Here is an 18,124-nt window from a genome sequence, read left to right as displayed (position 1 = left end):
GAGCAGTACCGGGTATGCATACTGAGTGTGCATACCCGGTAGGTTATTTCGTCTCGGAGGCACCATGTCCGTCAAGCACAGTCTGCTGGCCCTGCTCACTCGGGGTCCGCGCTACGGCTACCAACTGCGCACCGAGTTCGAGGAGTGCACCGGCACCACGTGGCCGTTGAACATCGGGCAGGTCTACACCACGCTGGACCGATTGGCCCGGGACGGGCACGTCGAGGACCAGGGCGACGACGGCCAGGGACATCGCTTCTACGCCATCACCGAGGCCGGCCGAGCCGAGGTCGCCGATTGGTTCGCTCAGCCCTCGCACTCGGCGAGCCCGCCTCGCAACGAGTTGGCCATCAAGCTGGCCATCGCCGTCACGACGCCGGGCGTGGACGTCGAACAGGTCATTCAGGCACAGCGGGCATCCACCCTGCGCGCGTTGCAGGACTACACCCGCGCCAAACGGGCGGCCGATCCCTCTGGAGCCGGGACCGACTTGGCGGGATTGCTGGTGCTCGAGTCGCTGATCTTCGCAGCTGAGGCGGAGGTCCGGTGGCTCGATCATTGTGAGGCGGCGGTCTTGAGAGCGTCGCGGGACGGGCAGCGTCCGGCCAGCACGAACGGCATCGCCCCGGACAGTCCGGCGGGTGCGTCCGTATCGGCACCGGAAGCCACGGTGACCACCTCCCTCCATGCACAGGACCGGTGATCGGTATGGCACGGCACAGGGACGCTGAGTTTGACGGCGCCGACGGCGGTGCGGACAACGGCCTTCAGCCGGAGACGTGGGAACCGCGCGTGCGTCCGGCGACCCAAGGCATGCCGCCGCGTCAGATCCTGGAGCTGAGCTCCGTGACCAAGACCTACGGCGACGGTACGGCCACGATCGCCGCCCTGCGTGCCGTCGATCTGGTGGTCAACGCCGGAGAGTTCGTGGCCGTCATGGGGCCTTCGGGCTCCGGCAAGTCTTCTCTGCTCGCCCTCGCCGGCGGACTGGACTCCGCCACGGAAGGGGAGATCTATGTCCGCGGTACGCCCTTGGGGTCCATCACCCTCGCGGAGAAGGCGCGCCTCCGCCGTCGGGCCGTGGGGTATGTCTTCCAGGACTACAACCTGATTCCGACGCTCACTGCTGCCGAGAATGTCTCCCTGCCACTGGAACTGGACGGCGTGAAACCGGCCAGGGCCCGCCGTCAGGCCATCGATGCTCTACGGCAGGTGGGCATCGAGGATTTGGCCGGGCGATTCCTCGACGAACTCTCCGGCGGCCAGCAGCAACGGGTCGCGATCGCCCGGGCGATCGTCGGCGAGAAGGCCCTGATCCTCGCCGATGAACCGACCGGTGCCCTCGACTCCGTCACTGGCGAGGAGATCATGGCCGTACTGCGGCGACGCGCGGATGCCGGGGCCGGCGTCGTGCTCGTCATGCATGAGGCGCGGCACGCCGGCTGGGCCGATCGCGTGGTGTTCCTGCGCGATGGACGCGTGGTGGACCAGGCCGGTGCCGAGAGCGATCCGCAATCTCTGCTGGCGGACGGCGCCCGGTGAGGCCAGTGAGGCGCCATCACGCCCGGCCGGCCGGGGGATCGCAGGATTCGTCGCGTGCCGAGGTCGCTCCTCGCCCCGGAGGGATCTCCGGGTCTCGCCGGGCCGCGGCCCGCATGGCTGTGCGTGACGTGCGGCGTCACCCCTGGCAGACACTGCTGATCCTCGCGCTCATCGGTCTGCCGGTCTTCGCGCTGACGGCCGGGTCCATTCTGATGGCCTCGGTGTCCATGCCGTCGGAGACCGAGCAGCGTGAACGCCACCTCTGGGGATTCGACGGGACCATCACCGAAGCCGGCTTTCCGAAGGGCAACCTGCAGTCACCCACCGATCCGCAACTGAGCATCAGTGAGAAGGACAACGAGACCAACGGCTACGAGATCGACGTGGCGGGGCTGGACGCTGAGGCGGCCGAATGGAACGTGTGTCCTGGCGGCGAAGAGTGTTCCGTGGACGAGGCCATCCCGTCCGGAACCGAGGCCACCATGGTGCGTGCCGCCGATGGCGAGGTGGCGGTCCCGGGATCGCAGCTGGACATTCAGGTGGTGATTGCCGACGTCCATCGTGACGATCTGCGCGGGGACGGTCACCGCTTCGAGCTGCTGGACGGAGCCTTGCCCGGACCGCAGCAAGCTCTGGCCAGCGGTGCGCTGCTGGAGGAGTTGGCTGCGGCGAACGAGCGGGCCGAGGCCCGCGGGCTGGAGCCGGCGTCGCTGGACAGCGTCACCTTGAACCTGCCCGACGGCGGCACCGTCGCCCTTCCGATCAGCGGCACCCTCCTGGACCGTCAGGCTCAGTGGCCCTCACCGGTGGATCTGGTCCGTCCATTGCAGGGTGGACTCTCCACAGTGTTCGTCCCCGCCGGGAGTCCCACGGCAGAGGCGTTCGCCGCCGAGGGGAGCGTCACCGTGTACCTGAACGGTGAGGTCCCGGACGACTACAGCGCCTACCGTGCCTATAACCAGGCCGATTTCGCCGTGTTGTTCGCCCCGGTGATGGATGGCTCTGGGCCGGTGCAGGATGCGTTCGATGACCTGTGGGGCAGTGGGACTCCGTGGATGAGCATGGTGCCGCTGCTGTTCATCGGCGTGCTGGCTCTGGCGGAGACGGGCCTGCTGGCCGGGGCGGCCTTCGCCGTCGGAGTGCGTCAGCAGCGGCGCGCCACGGCCCTGCTCTCCGTGACGGGTGCGGAGCCGGCCACCCTGCGTCAGACCATGGTGTTCTCGGGACTCTGGTGTGGACTCCTGGGATCGCTGGCCGGAGCGGTACTGGGCGTCGGGACGGCCTGGGGTCTGCTGTGGTCCGCCGAGGCCCGCCACGTGGTGGTCTTCGGTCCGCATGTTCCGTGGTGGCTCGTGCTGACTGCCGTGCTGCTCGGGTTGATCTGCGCCGTCGTCGCGGCGTGGGTGCCTACCCGTTCCGTGTCTCGACAGGACGCCTGGGCGGCCATGAAGGGGGTCGCGGGGGAGCGGAGACCGGTGAGCCGGCGGATGCTGACCGCGGGGCTGATCGTGGCCGGCGTCGGGCTGCTGGTTTTTCTGGGGGCCTCCGGGTATGGGATGGCCGTACCGACCATCGGTGCGCTGTTCGACGCGTTGCCGGTGTTGGTCGTGCTGCTGGGCTTCTCTTCTCTGCTTCTGCTGGCGGGCGTGCTGATGCTGCTGCCCGGCATCGTGGCGGGGTGGGCCCGGCTGTCCAGCCGATTGCCGGTATCACTGCGAATCGCCGCACGAGACGCATACCGGAACCGGTCGCGCACCGTTCCGGTGGCGGCAGCGGTGGTGGCCGCCACTGCCGTCGGCGCGGCCGCCATCGTGGGCCTCGGTTTGGGCACGGCGGATCAGGGCGACCACGCCCGAGCCGGCTCACCGACCGAGGACACCGGCTACCTCGGCGTCAGGGACGAGGCGGGCATCCAACGGGTCCTCGCCCAGGAAGCGTTGTGGTCCGAGAACGATGAGACGCCGACCGTGGACGATCTTCAGCTGTTCACCGGGGGAGCCTCCGGAGCGGTGGACGAATTGCAGTCGCTCTCGACGGTCCCCGGCACCCCGCAGCTGATGGACCACTGGCAGGTGTACAGCCCGCGGTCTTCGTGTGAGTTCGACTACTCAGCGGACTGCTCGGAACTGATCCCGTTGTATCCCGAAGACTCGGTGTGCCATGTGCCCATTCCGCAGGCGCCGACCGTCAGCGAACGGAGCGAGGCGGTCTACCAGGCCATTCGATCGATGAGCCGCGCTGCCAGTCAGAGCTGTGGAATCTCCGGTCCCTCACAGCCGAATTCGTTGAATCCGGACCCGATGATGTCCGTCATGGTCGTGGACCCTCTGCGGCCCGAAACGGTTCCCGCGCCGTTGTTCGGGGGCGACGACGAGCTGGTGAGCGCGGTCCAGTCCGGTCAGGCCGTGGTCTTCGATCCCGAGTATGTGGACGAGGACGGGCAGCTGACCCTGGGGGAGTTCACCATGGACGTGGGCGAGGTCCCCGGACTGTCTCTGAATCCTGATCTGCCTGGCGGGCCCGGCCAGCCTGTGCTGCCGGAGTCGGCGCCGGAGTCCTATGAACCGGGAATCAGCGCCGTCGTCGGACGGAACGTGATGTGGGCTCCCGAGCACGAGGTGACGGTGGACGCCGTCGTGGCCCCTGAGCTGGAGGGTGACGAGCCCATCGCCGTCATCCCGGTCACCGCACTGGCCGGGATGGATCAGTCCATGGCCTTGGACGGCGTGCTGGCGAGATTTGCCGAGCCGGTCAGTGACGAGCAACTGACGTTGACCAATGACGTCCTCCAGGGTCAGGATCTCTGGCTCTCCTCGATGACGTCATCGGATGGCTTCCGGATGGCCGGGTTATGGGGGCTCACCGCCTTGACCGCGGTGCTGGTGATCACCGTGGCCGGCATGACCACCGGGCTCGCGCTCGCCGACGCCAGACGAGACCAGACCGTGCTCTCCTCGATCGGAGCCAACCCCGGAACCCGGAAGAACATGGCCGCGGCCCAGACCTTCACCGGCGCGCTGACGGGCACGGTGCTGGGTGTCCCGGTGGGGGCATTGCCGGTCATGGGATTCGGTCTGCTGCAGTTGTACACCGTGGACTGGATCCCGTGGCTACCGCTGTTGACCCTCATCATCGGGGGCCCGTTGCTGGCCGCCGCGCTGACGTGGATGGTGGTGCCAGGGCGGCTGCCGATGCGTGAAGCCGACCGAGACTGACACCCTCCTCAGCAACTGGCGGTCGAAAGTGCCCCAACACGCCCGGGAATTCTCGCCAATTCGGTGCACTTTCGACCGCCAGTTGCCCCGGACTTAGCGGAGCTCGGTGGCGCCGAGACCCGTCAGCAGGAACGCGTAGTCCCAGGCCCGATCCTCCCAGGCGCGGTAGCGTCCGGAAGCGCCACCGTGGCCGCCGTCCATCTCGGTCTTCAGCACGATCGGCGCTCCCCCCTCGGCCAGCGGCGTGGACTGGTCCGAGGTGACGGTCCGGCGCAGCTGCTGGACCCATTTGGCCGGTTCCACATACAGCACGCGGGTGTCGTGGAGCGACGTCACCGCGGCGATCGCCGGATAGTCCACGGCCCGCACGTTCTCGTACGGGGTGTACTCCTGCATGTACTGGTACACCTCCGGATCCGTGATCGGGTTGCCCCACTCCTCCCATTCCAGGGCGGAGAGCGGCAGCTCGGGATCCAGGATCGAGGTCAGCGCGTCCACGAACGGCACCTGTGCCACGCACACCCGGTAGAGCTCGGGAGCGAGGTTCAGCACTCCGCCCATCAGCAGGCCACCGGCCGAGCCACCCATCGCGCCGACTCGTGCGGGGTCCACCCAGCCGGAGTCCACGACGAACCGGGTGGCATTGACGAAGTCGGTGAACGAGTTCTTCTTCTGCAGCTTCTTGCCCTGCTCGTACCAGTCACGGCCGAGCTCGCCGCCACCGCGCACATGCGCCACCACGTAGACCACGCCACGGTCCAGCAGGGACAGCCGCGCGGCGCCGAACGCGGGGTCCATGGACATCTCATAACTGCCGTAGCCGTACATCACGCAGGGATTCGACCCGTCACGGACCAGATCCCGGCGGCGGATCACCGTCAGCGGGATGGATGTCTGCCCGCCCTCCGGGCCGCTCTGGGCCGGGGCCCACCGCCGCTCCACGACATACTGCTCCGGGTCATAACCGGGCACTTCGAGCTGGCGGCGCAGATGCAGGGTGCCGGGGCCGGCGTCGTCATCCGCTCCGAGCTCCCAGTCCAACACCTGGGCGGGCGTCACCCACGAGGAGTAGGACAAGCGCAGGAACGGCGACTCGAACGGCGCGCCGGCCAGGTCGCACGAGTACAGCTCCTCACCGAAATCGGGCTCCACGGGTTCGGCCTGCAGCTCCGTGCCGAGGCGGGCGAGCGGCATGACGACGGTCCTGGGTGCCGTGTCCCGTCGTATGGCCAGGGCCAGGTGCGTGGCGGTGACCGCGGCACCGTCCACTTTCGTGGTGGTCGAATGCCCGACGACGGTGCGCCAGAACCGCGGGTCCGTCACCGTGTCGCGGTCGGCGAGGGACACCATGTTGTTCGGGGCCGGAGCGGGTCCGTGCTGCTCGTCCTCAGTGGCGAAGTCCTTGTTGTGCACGATGACGTAGTGCCGCTGCGGAGCCTCGTCCGGGCTGGCTGCGTCCAGGGTGACCGGTTCCACACCGTGCAAGAGGCCGAGGTCCCGAGAGACGAGCATCCGCAGTTCGCCGAGGGGCTCCTCGGCGCTCGCGGGCAGATCCAGTGCACGCGTCTCGGCCACCTCGGAGTTCCCGACCGAGATCAGCAGCTCGGTACGGTCCGGGGAGAGGTCGAAGCCGGACCACATGCCCGGGTCATCCTCCTGGAACAACAAGAGATCCTGGTCAGCGGTGGTGCCGAGCGTGTGTGCGAGAATCCGGTACGGGCGCCAGGAGTCATCCGGAACGGTGTAGAAGACGCGGGTCCCCGTACGGTCGAAGACGGCTCCGTAGGACACGTTGGGGATCTCGTCGGCCAGATCCTCACCGGTGGTCAGGTCGCGGATGCGCAGAGTGAAGCGCTCGTCACCGGCATGATCCACGGCGTAGGCCATGAGGGTGCCGTCGCGGGAGACCGCCAGCCCGCCGAGGGAGAAAAAGGGCTGTCCCTCCGCCTCGGCGTTGCCGTCCAGGATGACCTGCTCCCCGGGTACTGGCACGCCCGGTTCAATGACCGGCGGCGTCCAGTCGGCGATGCGGTCTCCGGTGTCCTCCGCCTTCACGCGGCAGTGCGCGGCGTACTGCTTTCCCTCCTCGGTGCGGGAGAAATACCACCAGCCGTCTTTGCGGGCGGGCACCGAGAGGTCTGTCTCCACCGTGTGCGCCTTGATCTCGTTGAAGATGGCCTTCCGCAACGGTTCCTGGTCCGCGGTGACCGCTTCTGTGTAGGCGTTCTCGGTGTGCAGGTGGTCCAGAACCTCCTCAGACTCCTTGTCCCGCAACCAGTCGAAGTCGTCCATGAACCGGTGGCCGTGGTGTTCGCGGGTCACCGGGCGCGCTGCGGCGACCGGCGGCTGCGAGGCGGTGGCCGACGTCGTGGTGTCCGTGGTGCTCTGCCGGGGCGTGGGTGAAGTCATGCAGACCATTCAACCTCACCCGCCACAGGCACAAAGTGACGAGAGGGCGTCACCATGACGGGGGTGGGGTCACTTTGCGCCCGGGGGAGGAGTGACGTCAGAGGCCGAGGAGGCCGCGGAAGACTCCCATGCCGAAGTAGAGGACGAAGGCGGCGGCCACCACCCACAGCAGGGGGTGCACGTCGCGGCCGCGGCCTTGGGCGGTGCGGATGACGGCGAAGGCGATCATGCCGGCACCGATGCCGTTGGCGATCGAGTACGTGAACGGCATGAGGATGATGGTCAGGAACGCCGGCAGGGCCGCACCCCAGTCGGTCCAGTCGATCCCGACGACCTGGGTGGCCATCATGAAGCCGACGACCACCAGGGCCGGGGCCACCGCCTCGAAGGGCACGAGGTAGATCAGCGGAGTCAGGAACATGGCCAGCAGGAACAGCACGCCGGTGACCACCGAGGCGAAGCCGGTGCGGGCGCCTTCGCCGATCCCGGTGCCTGACTCCACGAAAATCTGGTTCGCCGAGCCGGAGGCGCCACCGCCGGCCGAGACCGCCAGGGCGTCCACCATGAGCACGCGGTTCAGATGCGGGATCTCCCCGTCCTGGGTCACGTTGCCGGCTTCCCGGGCCAGCCCCACCGAGGTGCCCATGGCGTCGAAGAACACCGAGAGGAGAATCGCGAAGACCAGCAGCAGGGCCATCAGCGGACCTACCTGGCTGAACGCGCCGAAGACGTCGACCTGACCGATCAGGGACAGATCCGGGGCCGTCCACTCGGGGAACGACGGCGCCACGAGCGACCAACCGGTGGGGTTGGGCTCGCCGGAGTCGGTGGTGGAGGGACCGATGTGGAAGACCGCCTCAAGGACGTTCGCGAGGACGGTGGCCACCACAATGCCGATGAGAATCGCGCCTCGGGTCCTGCGGACCACCAACACGGCAGTCACCAGCAGCCCGACGACGAAGACCAGTACCGGCCACCCGTTGAGTTCTCCGCCGGTCCCCAGCCCGACGGGCACGGTGGTCCCGGCCGCGTCTGGCACACGGCGGATGAAACCGGAGTTGACCAGGCCGATCAGGGCGATGAACAGCCCGATGCCGACCACGATCCCGGTCTTCAGGGCGTCCGGGACGGCGTTGAACACGGCGCGGCGGAATCCCGTGGCGACCAGGAGAACCATGACCAGACCGGCCAGCAGGACCAGGCCCATCACCGAGGGCCACGTGATGCCCTCGGTGGTCGAGACGGTGATGGCCACCAGGGCGTTGACGCCCAGGCCCGCGGCCAACGCGAAGGGATGCCGGGCCCACACACCCATGGCGATGGTCGCGACGCCGGCCACCAGGGCCGTCACGGCGGCCACCCGGGCGACCCCCAGGGTGTCTCCGCCGGCATCGGTGCCCGAGAGCACCAGCGGGTTCAGCACGATGATGTAGCTCATCGCCAGGAAGGTGGCGAGTCCGCCGCGGATCTCCTGGCCGACGGAGGAGCCGCGCCGGCTGATCATGAAGAACCGGTCCAGACGACCGTGCGGTTCGGCGGTGCCGGTGGAATTCACCGTCTCGAGGGTGGAGGGCTCAGAAGTGGGCATGAGTTCATGCTATCGGCGGCTCGGGCCCTCGATCGGCGTGCAACGAATCGGCCACGGTCCGGCAGACTGCCACCAATATTGTTGCCAATCTCACACTCAGGCGCCTAACATCCAAGCCAGACGCGGTTGTGATCCAGATCATCCCCACTGACATGGCCACGTCCGCACTACATCCGCACCACGTGCGACCGCACGGATCGCATCACCGCTTGACTCGCACCGAAAGAACAGAACACTCATGGCTGCACGCTTGACTCTGGAGGGGGTCAACCTCCACTTCGGAGGGGTGACCGTCCTCAAGGACGTGGGCTTCACCGTCGAGCCCGCGACGGTCCTGGGCCTGGTGGGCCCCAACGGCGCGGGCAAGACCTCGCTGTTCAATTGCATCTCCGGGCACTACAAACCCAGTTCCGGTTCCATCCGGATCGACGATGCCGAGATCAGCCAGACCGCCCCGGCCGGGATGTCCCGCCACGGCCTGGCCCGGACGTTTCAGCACCCGGCGCTGCAACTGGAGGCCACCGTTCTGGACAACGTGCTGCTGGGCGGACACGCTCGATTGCCCGGCGGGCCGGCGTCGTGGGCCCTGCGCTTGCCGCCGATGGCCCGCGGCGAACGCGATCTCCGGACCGAAGCGCTGGGACGCCTGGACGAATTGGGTCTGGGCTGGGCCGCGCATCGGAGAGCCGATGAGCTGTCCCACGGACTGCACAAGAGCGTCGAGCTGTGCCGGGCCCTGATGGTCCGCCCCGAGGTGCTGCTGCTGGACGAGCCGGCGGCCGGACTCTCCCACGGGGAGGTCGACGCGTTCATCCAGACCATCCAGACCCTTCGGGAGACCGGCGAGATCACCATCGTCATCGTCGAGCACCACATGGGCGTGATCTCCGCGCTGGCCGACCGTGTGGTGGTGCTGGACCACGGCCGCAAACTGATGGAGGGCACTGCGGCTGAGGCACAGTCCGATCCACGGGTCATCGAGGCGTACCTCGGGAAGGACGCGAGCGATGACGCTGCTTGAGATCACTGATCTGACCGCTCACTACGGCCCGGTCCAGGTGCTGGAGAGCGTGAGTCTGAGTGTGCCCGAGCAGGGTGCCGTCGGGATTCTGGGCGCCAACGGCGCGGGGAAGACCACCACCCTCAAGTCCATCAGCGGCGAGGTGAAGACCGGCGGATCCATTCGATTCGAAGGCCGGGACATCCGCGGCAAACGACCCGACGAGGTGGCGGCACTGGGCATCGCCCATGTCCCGGAGGGGCGCGGCACTCTCGGCAACCTGACCGTGAAGGAGAACCTCCAGGTCGGGGCCTACCTGCGCAAGGACCGGAAGGGGATCCAGGAGGACATCGACCACCTGCTGGAGCTGTTCCCCAACCTTCGAGAGCGGTATTCCTCCAATGCCTCGGCCATGTCCGGTGGCGAACAGCAGATGCTCGCCGTCGCCCGCGCGTACATGGCCCAGCCCAAGCTGCTGTTGCTGGACGAGGCCTCCCTGGGATTGGCGCCCAGCACGGCCAAGACCGTGTACGACGCCATTCGGCTCCTGCGCGAGGAAACGGGAGTGGCCATGCTGCTGGTGGAGCAGAACGCCAACCTCGCCTTCACCATCGTGGACACGGCCACGGTCCTGGAGACCGGCCGCAGTGTCCTGAGCGGTAGCTCGACGGAGCTCAAGGGCCGCGACGAGATCCGCAAAGCGTACTTGGGAGGCTGATGATGGGTACCTTCATCCAACTCGTGGTCGACGGCCTCGCCATGGGATCCGTCTACGGGGCCATCGCCCTGGCCATCGTTCTGGTCAATCAGTCCACCGGTCTGATCAACTTCGCCCAGGGCGGCATGGCGGTGCTGTCCGCGTACTTGGCGTTCGCCTTCCTGAATCTCGGTCTGCCGCTCATCGTGGCCATCATCCTGTCCGTGGCGGCCTCCTTCGTCATTGGCGCACTGATCGAGCGATTCCTGATGCGCCGGTTCATGGGCGGGGAGGAACACACGTCCGTGGTGGTCACCGTCGGTCTGCTGACGCTGATCACCGGTATCTGTGGCTGGTTGTGGTCCTATAACAACCTGCAGTTCCCGTCCATGTTCCCGTCTTCGGCGTTCAACCTGCTCGGAGCAGCCGTCAGTTGGCGCTCTCTAGGCACCTTCGTGACCATCGCCGCCATCATGGTGTTGTTGCAGTTGCTGTTCCAGCAGACCAAGCTCGGACTGGCTCTGCGGGCCGTGGCGGACAACCGGCAGTCGGCCTCGCTCTCCGGGCTGCCCGTCGGGCGGCTGCTGATGGTCGGTTGGGGCTTGGCCGCGGCCCTCGGCGCCGTCGCCGGTGCCCTCGTGGCGCCGCGCCTGTCCCTGACGCCCGGGATGCTGGACACCGTGCTGGTGTACGCCTTGGCCGCTGTCATTCTCGGGGGCGTCTCGAGCCCGCTGGGAGTGGTCGTGGCGGGCTGGCTGATCGGCATCCTGGAGAATCTGGCAGCCGTGTACGTGCCGTTCATCGGCCACGACCTGAAGATCGTGGTGCCCTTCATCCTGCTGTTCGTGGTGTTGCTGATCCGACCCCAAGGACTGTTCGGCCGCAAAACCGTGGTGCGTGTCTGATGGCCGCAGAGAAGAGAGCATCCAACACCGTGGACTCCAGCACACCCCTCCAGCCCCGCCAGGGCCTGTTCAGTCGGCCGTGGGTTCGCCTGGCCCTGATCGCCGTCATCGTCGTGGCGCTGATCGTCGCCCCGCTGCTGTTGCCCATTCCCGTCAATCAGAGTCTGGCCAGAGTCGGGGTCTTCGCCGTTGCCGTGCTCGGTCTGAACATCATCATGGGCTATACCGGGCAGGTCTCCCTCGGGCAGATCTTCTTCCTCGGGATGGGCGCCTATGTCACCGCCTACGGCGTCAATCAGGACTGGAACATCGTGTTCGTCTTCATCGTCACGGTGATCTCCTGTGGACTGGCCGGACTGGTGGTGGCCTTGGCCGCAGCCCGACTGGGCGGACTCGCGATCGCCATGGTCACCATCGCACTCCCGATCATCGGCGTGCCCCTGGCCAAGCGTCTCAGTGATTTCACCGGCGGCTCCCAGGGCACCTCGGCGCGGTTCTCCGCCGCACCGGACTGGTCTGGACTGGCCAATGATCAATGGCAGTACTACCTGGTGCTGTTGATCGGTGGGGTCACCTTCCTGCTGGCCTACAACCTGGTTCGCGGGAAGTACGGCCGGGCCTTCCGGATCGTCAAGGAGAACGAGGCCGTGGCCGGTGCCATGGGCATCTCGCCCTATCGGTACAAGGTTCTGGCCTTCACCATCGCCGCGATGATCGGTGGGGTCAGCGGTTTCCTCTACATGGTGGTGGTGCAGTACACCTCCCCGGAGACCTTGGCCTTCCACCACTCGATCAGTCTGCTGGCCTCGATGGTGGTCGGCGGCGCGGGCAGCATCATCGGCTCGATCATCGGCGGCATCTATTACGTGCTGGTGCCCAATGTGATCAACGACGTGGCACCCACCCTGACCTCACTCGTCCAGGGCGCTGTCCTGCTGATCGTCCTGTTCGTCCTGCCCGGTGGCATCGCCAGCCTGCCCAGAACCATCCGCCGCTGGACCCAACGCTCCACCTCCGGCACTCAGGGCACCCCTGACCGGGGCACCGCGCCTCATCCAGAAACCTCTCCATCAGATCCGTCTCATCCAGCAAAGGAAGACACGCCATGACCATCAAGAAGAAGGTACTCAGCGCCGTCGCGATGAGCGCCGCCACCGCATTGGCCCTGTCCGGTTGCGCACGCTCCGACGGCGGAGGAGGCGGCGAGGACGGCGGCACAGCAGCCAGCCCGGGAATCACCGACGAAGCCATCACCCTCGGCGTGACGACGCCGTTGAGCGGCGGCACCGCCGGGCCCGGCAACTGCACGGTGGCCGGCCTGGTCGCGTACTTCGGTGCGGCCAATGCCGACGGCGGCATCGAGTTCGGCGACGGTAAGACGCGCGAAGTCACGGTGGAGGCCTACGACGACGCCTACGACCCGCAGAAATCGCTGTCCAACTTCCAGCAGAACCAGGGGAACGTCTTCGCCTTCACCTCCGGTCTCGGCACCCCGACCAACCGCGCGTTCCGCGAGGCCGCGATCGACTCCGAGGTGCCGCAGGCGCTCATCCAGACGGGCGATCCGATCTTCAGTGACCAGACGGAGAGCCCCTGGCAGCTCGGCTTCGTGCCGATCTACCAGAACGAGGGCGAGGCCTTCGGGGAACTACTGGCCGAGTCCGATGAGGACCTCACCGTGGCGATCCTCTCGCAGAACGACGACTACGGCGAGGGCTACGTGGAGGGCTTCAAGGAAGCCATCTCAGACTCGGACAACATCGAGGTCGTCAACGAGCTCACCTATGAGGCCACGGACACCTCCGTAGATGCTCAGCTGACCGAACTGGCCAGCACCGACGCCGACGTGTTCTTCAACGCCATGTCCATCACGCCGTTGACGATCTCGGCGATCGAGAAGACCCGCGAACTGAACTGGTCTCCGAGCTGGTTCCTGCCCTCGAACACCTCCAGCCCGGCGGGAATCCTCGAGCCGGCCGGTGCCGACGAAGAGGACGGGTTCTACTCGGTCTCGTTCGCGAAGGCGCCGCAGAGCCCCGCCTTCGCCGAGGATGAGGACGTGGTGGAGTTCCTGGACAACCTCGAGGAGTACTCCGGCGACTACACGACCTCTCCGGACTTCCCGCACTGCATGTGGAGCTACATGGTCGGGGCCACCCTCGAAGAGACCTTCAAGAACATGACGGAGCCCACGCGGGAGAACTTCATGGAGGAGTTGCGCAAGATCGAGGACTTCCAGGCTCCGCTGATGCTGGAGGGCACCGCCGTCAACACCACCGAGGACGGCCAGCCGGCCGTGTCCTCCGTGGTGGTCCAGCGCTACAACGGCACTGGATACGAGAACGCGGAATCCTTGGAGTAAAGTCGGCACAGCACCGCCTGCACCCCGATTCTGCACAGAACCTATGACGCCGTAGGGACTGTCGAACTCTCAGGAGAACTCCACGCCACCGATGCCCGATCCCGCTGGCCGCCGTCGTTCGTTCCGCGGCGGTCCGCTGGAACAGGCGTTTCAAATCTACGCCCCGTCCACCGTGTATTCCGTTGGCCTGGGCGCGCTGACCCCAGCGATGGCCCCGGCCGCCACGGCGTTCGGGGCCTCGGTGGCGCTGGCGGCCGCCTCGGTGACGCTGGTGGGCCTCGGCTCGTTGGCGGCCAACGCCCCCGCCGCGCAGCTGGCCTCGAGAGCCGGGGAGCGCACCACCATCATCGTCTCCGCGTGGACGGGGGCGTTCGGGGCGCTGGTGTCCCTGGCGTCAGTCACCGGATGGTTGCCGATACCGGACGGCGCCGCGCTCGGCGTGCTCCTGGCCGGATTGGTCGTCGTGGGCATGGCCGGAGCCGGGTTCAACCTGGCGCGGCAGTCCTACCTCGCCGTCGCCGTGCCGGTCACCCATCGCGCCCGGGCCATGTCCACGCTGGGCGGGACCATCCGCATCGGGCTGTTCATCGGCCCGTTCATCGGCGCGGGCCTCCAAGCGCTCATGGGACTGGAGGGTGCCTTCGTGGCCGCGACCCTGGCCATGGCGCTGGCCGCGGGATTGAGCTTCACCATCCGTGACCTGCCCTTGCCTGGTGCAACGCCGAGCACGCCCGGAGCCACCCCCGGCCACGATCACCCCCGCCCGACGCCGGCACCGGGCTCCCCGGACCGCTCCGCCACCATGCGGTGGCTGGCCCGGCGGCACCACCGGGTTCTGCTGACGGCGGGAGTGGGTGTGCTCTGCCTGGCCGCGACCCGGGCGTGCCGCTCCGCCGTGATCCCCCTGTGGGCCACGGAACTCGGACTGTCCCCGGCCACAGCCTCGGTGATCTACGGCGTGTCCGGGTTCGCAGATCTGGTGATGTTCTACCCCTCCGGTTTCCTCATGGACCGCCGCGGTCGCCGCGTGGTGGCGGTGTGCTGCATGATGAGCCTGAGCCTGGGGCTCGCCCTGATCCCGGCGACCGGGACCCCGTGGTGGTTCGCCGCGGTGGCCCTGGTGGTGGGCCTGGGCAACGGTTTCGGCTCCGGCATCGTCATGACCTTGGGCGCCGACTACTCGCCCGACGTGGGCCGTCCGCAGTTCCTGGCGTTGTGGCGACTGCTCTCGGACACCGGGATGCTGGCCGGACCGGTGGTGCTCTCGGCCGTGACCGGGCTGGCGGGTCTCGCCGTCGGGATCTGGGCGGTGGCCGCCGTCGCCGCGGTGGGGGCACTGATCTTCGTCCGGTCGCTGCCGCCGGGCCGGGGCTCGGTGGCGGAACTGGCCCGCGGTCCGAAGACGGGTTAGCGCCGACCGGCCTGCCAGCGGAAGAAGCTCGCCAGGGCGCCGAAGACGAGTAGCCCCGGACCGGTGGACAGCAGCAGTCCCATGAGGAAGTGCGCGTCGGAACTGGAGCCGGAATCGGGTGAGGCGACCAGCGCCGACGTGCCGCCGGCCGCACCGAAGCTCCACCACGCGGCCAAGACCAGGGCCGCCCCGCCCAGCCAGAGCACCAGATCCCAGCCCGGATGTCCCGCCGGGTGCGGATGCCGGGCCGTTCGGCGACCGCGAGTGTTCCAGTCGGCGCCGGTCCGGAGGATGACGTAGCCGGCCGCGAGCCCCCAGAACGCGGCGACGAGATAGGCGGCGACCATGTCCGCCGGGCGATGCCAGGTCTCCACGAACGTTCCCGCTCCGACGGCCGTGGCGAACACGGCGCCGACCGTGGCGGTCAGTGGCCGCCAGCGGGGTGCGACCATCAGGAACGCCGCCACGGCGGCGGAGGCGGCAAAGGTCGTATGCCCCGAGGGCAGTGAGTTTCCCGTGTAGTACGGCACGCCGTTGTCGAAATCGGGCCGCACCAGCACCCAGTTCTTCAGGACCTGGGTCGTCAGATTGGCGGCGCCGAACGCCAGCGCCGCCAGTAGCGAGGCGAACCATCGCCGCCGCCACACGGTCAACACCAAGAACGTCCCGACGCCGGCCACCCCCACGATCTGCGGCAGCCGCTGAAGCACGGTCAGGGTGGTGCCGTGCAGCCCACCGAGTCGGTCACCGGCTGCGTCGAACGTGACGAACTCCGCCAGCTGGCCGGTCGACGTGGTCACGAAGACCCGGTACGCCGCCACCAACAGTGCCGCCGCGAGCACCATGGCCAGGACCCAGGCCCAGGTGGACCGGGCCGGCCGGCGCGCGGAGACCGCCTCAGAACCGTGGAAGGACATAGGTCCATGGTGGTCGATGCTTCTGGGAGGAATCCGTAAGCCGTCGGCGAGGTGTGTCCTGTGTGGTTCGTCACCGGAACGTCAACAACTCTTCGCCGAACCGTCACACGGACGTCGGTCAGCGCTGGACCGGGACCGAGAATGCGGGTCTACTCTGGCCCCATGCCACACAGTGCGGGGACCGCTCCCGAGCATGCTGCCGTTCGCCAGGCCCTGTCCGTCTTCGGTCCGGTCAGCCGCCAGGAGCCCATCGAGTGGGCCGGGGACTCGCCGCTGGCCCCCGAACTGGCCCGTTTCTACCGTGAGATCGGACCGGAATGGATCGAGATCGACACGGCGGGGCTGCCGTTCCTGTTCTTCCCCCTGGAACGACTCTGGGACGAACAGGCCGGCTATCGCTGGAACCGCCGCAGCGGCGCTCACCTGGTCGACTGGAACGATGAGTGGACCGTGGTCGCCAAGCAGGGCGCCGATCCGTTCATCCTCGACGGGTTGACCGGCAAGGTCCTCACCGCGCCCGGCGATGACGGTTGGGAGGACCGCCTCGACGACCCCGAGCCGACCTTCGCCTCACTGGAGGAGATGACGCTCGCCCTGGTGGCCACCGGCCGCGCGTGGGCCAGCTGGGACGATCCCTTCACCGAGGACTGGTCGATGCGCCAGGAAACGACCGAGTCCGTGGTCCGCGCCCTGGAGGAAGTCCTGGGCGACCACGGCCGGGCGGCCACCGTGGCCCGCAAGTTCGGCTATTACCACGCCGTCTGAGGCGCTTCACCCTCGAGGCACTCCCACCCCAGTCATCAGTTGTCGGATTCCACCCAGTAATTTCGCTCCACACTGGGGCCGGATCCGACACCTGATGTGAGGGTCAGCTTGTCCGGCTCCGTAAGATGGCGCGATGGCCCCGCGCACACCCCCACCCCCACCTTCAACACCCCCTTCCTCAACATCCCCGCCTTCAACACCCCCTCCTGACGGCGTCCCGCCCCTCTGGTCGCCGGGGGACGCGCTGCCCAGCCTGGAGGAGCTCCTGGAGGGCGCCGTCGTCGTGGCGCAGCCGATGCACACCCGCTTCCGCGGCACCACCGTGCGTGAGGCCATGCTCCTGCGCGGGCCTCAGGGCTGGGCGGAGTTCTCGCCCTTCCCCGAGTACGGTCCGGAGGAGAGTTCTCGGTGGCTGGCCGCCGCCATCGAGGCCGGCTGGCTGGGGTGGCCGGCCCCGGTTCGGGAGGCCATACCCGTGAACGCGACCGTGCCGGCGGTCCCCGTGGCCGACGTCCGGCGGGTACTGGACTCCTTCGGTCCCGTTCCCGCCGTCAAGGTGAAGGTGGCCGAGGCCGGGCAGCACCTGGACGAGGACCTGGCACGCGTGGCCGAGGTGCGCCGTCTGCGACCGGACGCCGCCGTGCGCATCGACGCCAACCAAGGCTGGGACCACGCCACGGCCATGGACGCGCTGAGCCGACTCTCCGACGTCGGGCTGGAGTACGCCGAACAGCCCGTGGCCGGGATCGAGGGACTCGCCCGCCTCCGCGAAGCGCTGCACCGGGCCGGGGTGCCCCTCAAGCTGGCGGCTGACGAATCCGTGCGCAAGGAGACAGACCCGCTGGCCGTCGCCCGGGCCGGGGCCGCTGATCTGGTGGTGATCAAGGTCCAGCCTCTCGGTGGGGTGCGCCGCGCCCGGGCGATCGTCGAGGCGACCGGCCTGGACGCCGTCGTGTCCTCCGCGCTCGAGACGTCGGTCGGCATCGCCGGGGGAGTGGCGCTCGCCGCCGCGCTGTCCCGACTGCCCCATGCGTGCGGGCTCGGCACCGTGGCGCTGTTCGCCGAGGACGTGGTGGATCCGCCATGGATTCCCGACGCCGGTCACCTCGTCTCGCAGGATCGTCCCGTTCCAGCGGGGGCGGCCGTGGCGCGGTTGCGGGCCCCTGAGGACCGCCAGGTCTGGTGGCGCGAACGGTTGGCGGCCGCATACCAGGCGCTGGCGGAACCTAATTTCGGTCCGTCCACATGACCTAAATACCCCTCATCCAGTGTTCACCGGGATGTCACCGGGCAGTGACCGAACGGCGTCCTGC

14 protein-coding genes are annotated in these 18,124 nt (G+C 68.0%); 11 read left to right on the top strand and 3 right to left on the bottom strand.

All coding sequences use genetic code 11. The features are described from left to right. Positions 1-64 precede the first annotated feature (64 nt). From ACFQQD_RS02590 to ACFQQD_RS02580, 3 genes are all read left to right on the top strand, one after another. Complete coding sequence (locus tag ACFQQD_RS02590; protein ID WP_378085885.1) at positions 65-703, top strand: PadR family transcriptional regulator; 639 nt, start codon at positions 65-67, stop codon at positions 701-703. Between the two features lie 110 nt (positions 704-813). Then, the gene (locus ACFQQD_RS02585; protein ID WP_378086097.1) at positions 814-1,542 is read left to right on the top strand and encodes an ABC transporter ATP-binding protein; all 729 of its coding nucleotides are present in this window, start codon (positions 814-816) and stop codon (positions 1,540-1,542) included. 113 nt (positions 1,543-1,655) lie between these two features. Beyond that, positions 1,656-4,757 carry an FtsX-like permease family protein gene (locus tag ACFQQD_RS02580; protein WP_378085883.1) on the top strand — a complete coding sequence of 1,034 codons (3,102 nt, stop codon included), beginning with the start codon at positions 1,656-1,658 and terminating at the stop codon, positions 4,755-4,757. A 93-nt stretch (positions 4,758-4,850) separates the two neighbouring features. Here ACFQQD_RS02580 and ACFQQD_RS02575 read toward each other — a convergent pair whose 3' ends face one another. After that, positions 4,851-7,166: a S9 family peptidase gene (locus ACFQQD_RS02575; RefSeq protein ID WP_378085881.1), complete on the bottom strand. Its 2,316-nt coding sequence runs from the start codon at positions 7,164-7,166 to the stop codon at positions 4,851-4,853. Between the two features lie 97 nt (positions 7,167-7,263). Continuing rightward, entirely contained in the window at positions 7,264-8,670 is a 1,407-nt protein-coding gene (locus ACFQQD_RS02570; RefSeq protein WP_378086095.1) for an NCS2 family permease, read from the bottom strand. 322 nt (positions 8,671-8,992) lie between these two features. Here ACFQQD_RS02570 and ACFQQD_RS02565 point away from each other — a divergent pair, with 322 nt between their 5' ends. From ACFQQD_RS02565 to ACFQQD_RS02540, 6 genes are all read left to right on the top strand, one after another. Next, positions 8,993-9,775, top strand: coding sequence for an ABC transporter ATP-binding protein (locus ACFQQD_RS02565; protein ID WP_378085879.1), 783 nt, complete (start codon positions 8,993-8,995; stop codon positions 9,773-9,775). Beyond that, entirely contained in the window at positions 9,762-10,472 is a 711-nt protein-coding gene (locus ACFQQD_RS02560; protein ID WP_378085877.1) for an ABC transporter ATP-binding protein, read from the top strand. The genes ACFQQD_RS02565 and ACFQQD_RS02560 overlap by 14 nt, the downstream gene beginning before the upstream one ends. After that, a complete protein-coding gene (locus ACFQQD_RS02555; protein ID WP_378085875.1) occupies positions 10,472-11,356 on the top strand; it encodes a branched-chain amino acid ABC transporter permease in 885 nt (294 codons plus the stop codon). The genes ACFQQD_RS02560 and ACFQQD_RS02555 overlap by 1 nt, the downstream gene beginning before the upstream one ends. Beyond that, a complete protein-coding gene (locus ACFQQD_RS02550; RefSeq protein ID WP_378085873.1) occupies positions 11,356-12,465 on the top strand; it encodes a branched-chain amino acid ABC transporter permease in 1,110 nt (369 codons plus the stop codon). The genes ACFQQD_RS02555 and ACFQQD_RS02550 overlap by 1 nt, the downstream gene beginning before the upstream one ends. After that, positions 12,462-13,718, top strand: coding sequence for an ABC transporter substrate-binding protein (locus ACFQQD_RS02545; RefSeq protein ID WP_378085871.1), 1,257 nt, complete (start codon positions 12,462-12,464; stop codon positions 13,716-13,718). Before ACFQQD_RS02550 ends, ACFQQD_RS02545 begins: the two co-directional genes overlap by 4 nt. Before the next feature lie 91 nt (positions 13,719-13,809). Beyond that, positions 13,810-15,129: an MFS transporter gene (locus tag ACFQQD_RS02540; RefSeq protein WP_378085869.1), complete on the top strand. Its 1,320-nt coding sequence runs from the start codon at positions 13,810-13,812 to the stop codon at positions 15,127-15,129. Here ACFQQD_RS02540 and ACFQQD_RS02535 read toward each other — a convergent pair. After that, on the bottom strand, positions 15,126-16,046 hold the full coding sequence (locus ACFQQD_RS02535) for a phosphatase PAP2 family protein (RefSeq protein WP_378085867.1): 921 nt from the start codon (positions 16,044-16,046) through the stop codon (positions 15,126-15,128). The two genes, ACFQQD_RS02540 and ACFQQD_RS02535, sit on opposite strands and share 4 nt — an antisense overlap. A 162-nt stretch (positions 16,047-16,208) precedes the next feature. On the opposite strand from ACFQQD_RS02535, the gene ACFQQD_RS02530 reads away from it, so the two are divergent. After that, the gene (locus ACFQQD_RS02530) at positions 16,209-16,811 is read left to right on the top strand and encodes a hypothetical protein (protein ID WP_378085865.1); all 603 of its coding nucleotides are present in this window, start codon (positions 16,209-16,211) and stop codon (positions 16,809-16,811) included. A 133-nt stretch (positions 16,812-16,944) separates the two neighbouring features. Continuing rightward, complete coding sequence (locus ACFQQD_RS02525) at positions 16,945-18,060, top strand: o-succinylbenzoate synthase (RefSeq protein WP_378085863.1); 1,116 nt, start codon at positions 16,945-16,947, stop codon at positions 18,058-18,060. Positions 18,061-18,124 lie beyond the last annotated feature (64 nt).

It is taken from the genome of Citricoccus sp. GCM10030269 (genome assembly GCF_042665635.1).
Classification (GTDB): domain Bacteria; phylum Actinomycetota; class Actinomycetes; order Actinomycetales; family Micrococcaceae; genus Citricoccus.
This window is presented reverse-complemented; position numbering and strand designations above follow the sequence as displayed.

Coding starts and splice junctions, on each gene's coding strand:
- ACFQQD_RS02590 (WP_378085885.1), top strand. CDS start 65: ATGTCCGTCAAGCACAGTCTGCTGGCCCTGCTCACTCGGGGTCCGCGC.
- ACFQQD_RS02585 (WP_378086097.1), top strand. CDS start 814: ATGCCGCCGCGTCAGATCCTGGAGCTGAGCTCCGTGACCAAGACCTAC.
- ACFQQD_RS02580 (WP_378085883.1), top strand. CDS start 1,656: ATGGCTGTGCGTGACGTGCGGCGTCACCCCTGGCAGACACTGCTGATC.
- ACFQQD_RS02575 (WP_378085881.1), bottom strand. CDS start 7,166: ATGACTTCACCCACGCCCCGGCAGAGCACCACGGACACCACGACGTCG.
- ACFQQD_RS02570 (WP_378086095.1), bottom strand. CDS start 8,670: ATGATCAGCCGGCGCGGCTCCTCCGTCGGCCAGGAGATCCGCGGCGGA.
- ACFQQD_RS02565 (WP_378085879.1), top strand. CDS start 8,993: ATGGCTGCACGCTTGACTCTGGAGGGGGTCAACCTCCACTTCGGAGGG.
- ACFQQD_RS02560 (WP_378085877.1), top strand. CDS start 9,762: ATGACGCTGCTTGAGATCACTGATCTGACCGCTCACTACGGCCCGGTC.
- ACFQQD_RS02555 (WP_378085875.1), top strand. CDS start 10,472: ATGATGGGTACCTTCATCCAACTCGTGGTCGACGGCCTCGCCATGGGA.
- ACFQQD_RS02550 (WP_378085873.1), top strand. CDS start 11,356: ATGGCCGCAGAGAAGAGAGCATCCAACACCGTGGACTCCAGCACACCC.
- ACFQQD_RS02545 (WP_378085871.1), top strand. CDS start 12,462: ATGACCATCAAGAAGAAGGTACTCAGCGCCGTCGCGATGAGCGCCGCC.
- ACFQQD_RS02540 (WP_378085869.1), top strand. CDS start 13,810: ATGCCCGATCCCGCTGGCCGCCGTCGTTCGTTCCGCGGCGGTCCGCTG.
- ACFQQD_RS02535 (WP_378085867.1), bottom strand. CDS start 16,046: ATGTCCTTCCACGGTTCTGAGGCGGTCTCCGCGCGCCGGCCGGCCCGG.
- ACFQQD_RS02530 (WP_378085865.1), top strand. CDS start 16,209: ATGCCACACAGTGCGGGGACCGCTCCCGAGCATGCTGCCGTTCGCCAG.
- ACFQQD_RS02525 (WP_378085863.1), top strand. CDS start 16,945: ATGGCCCCGCGCACACCCCCACCCCCACCTTCAACACCCCCTTCCTCA.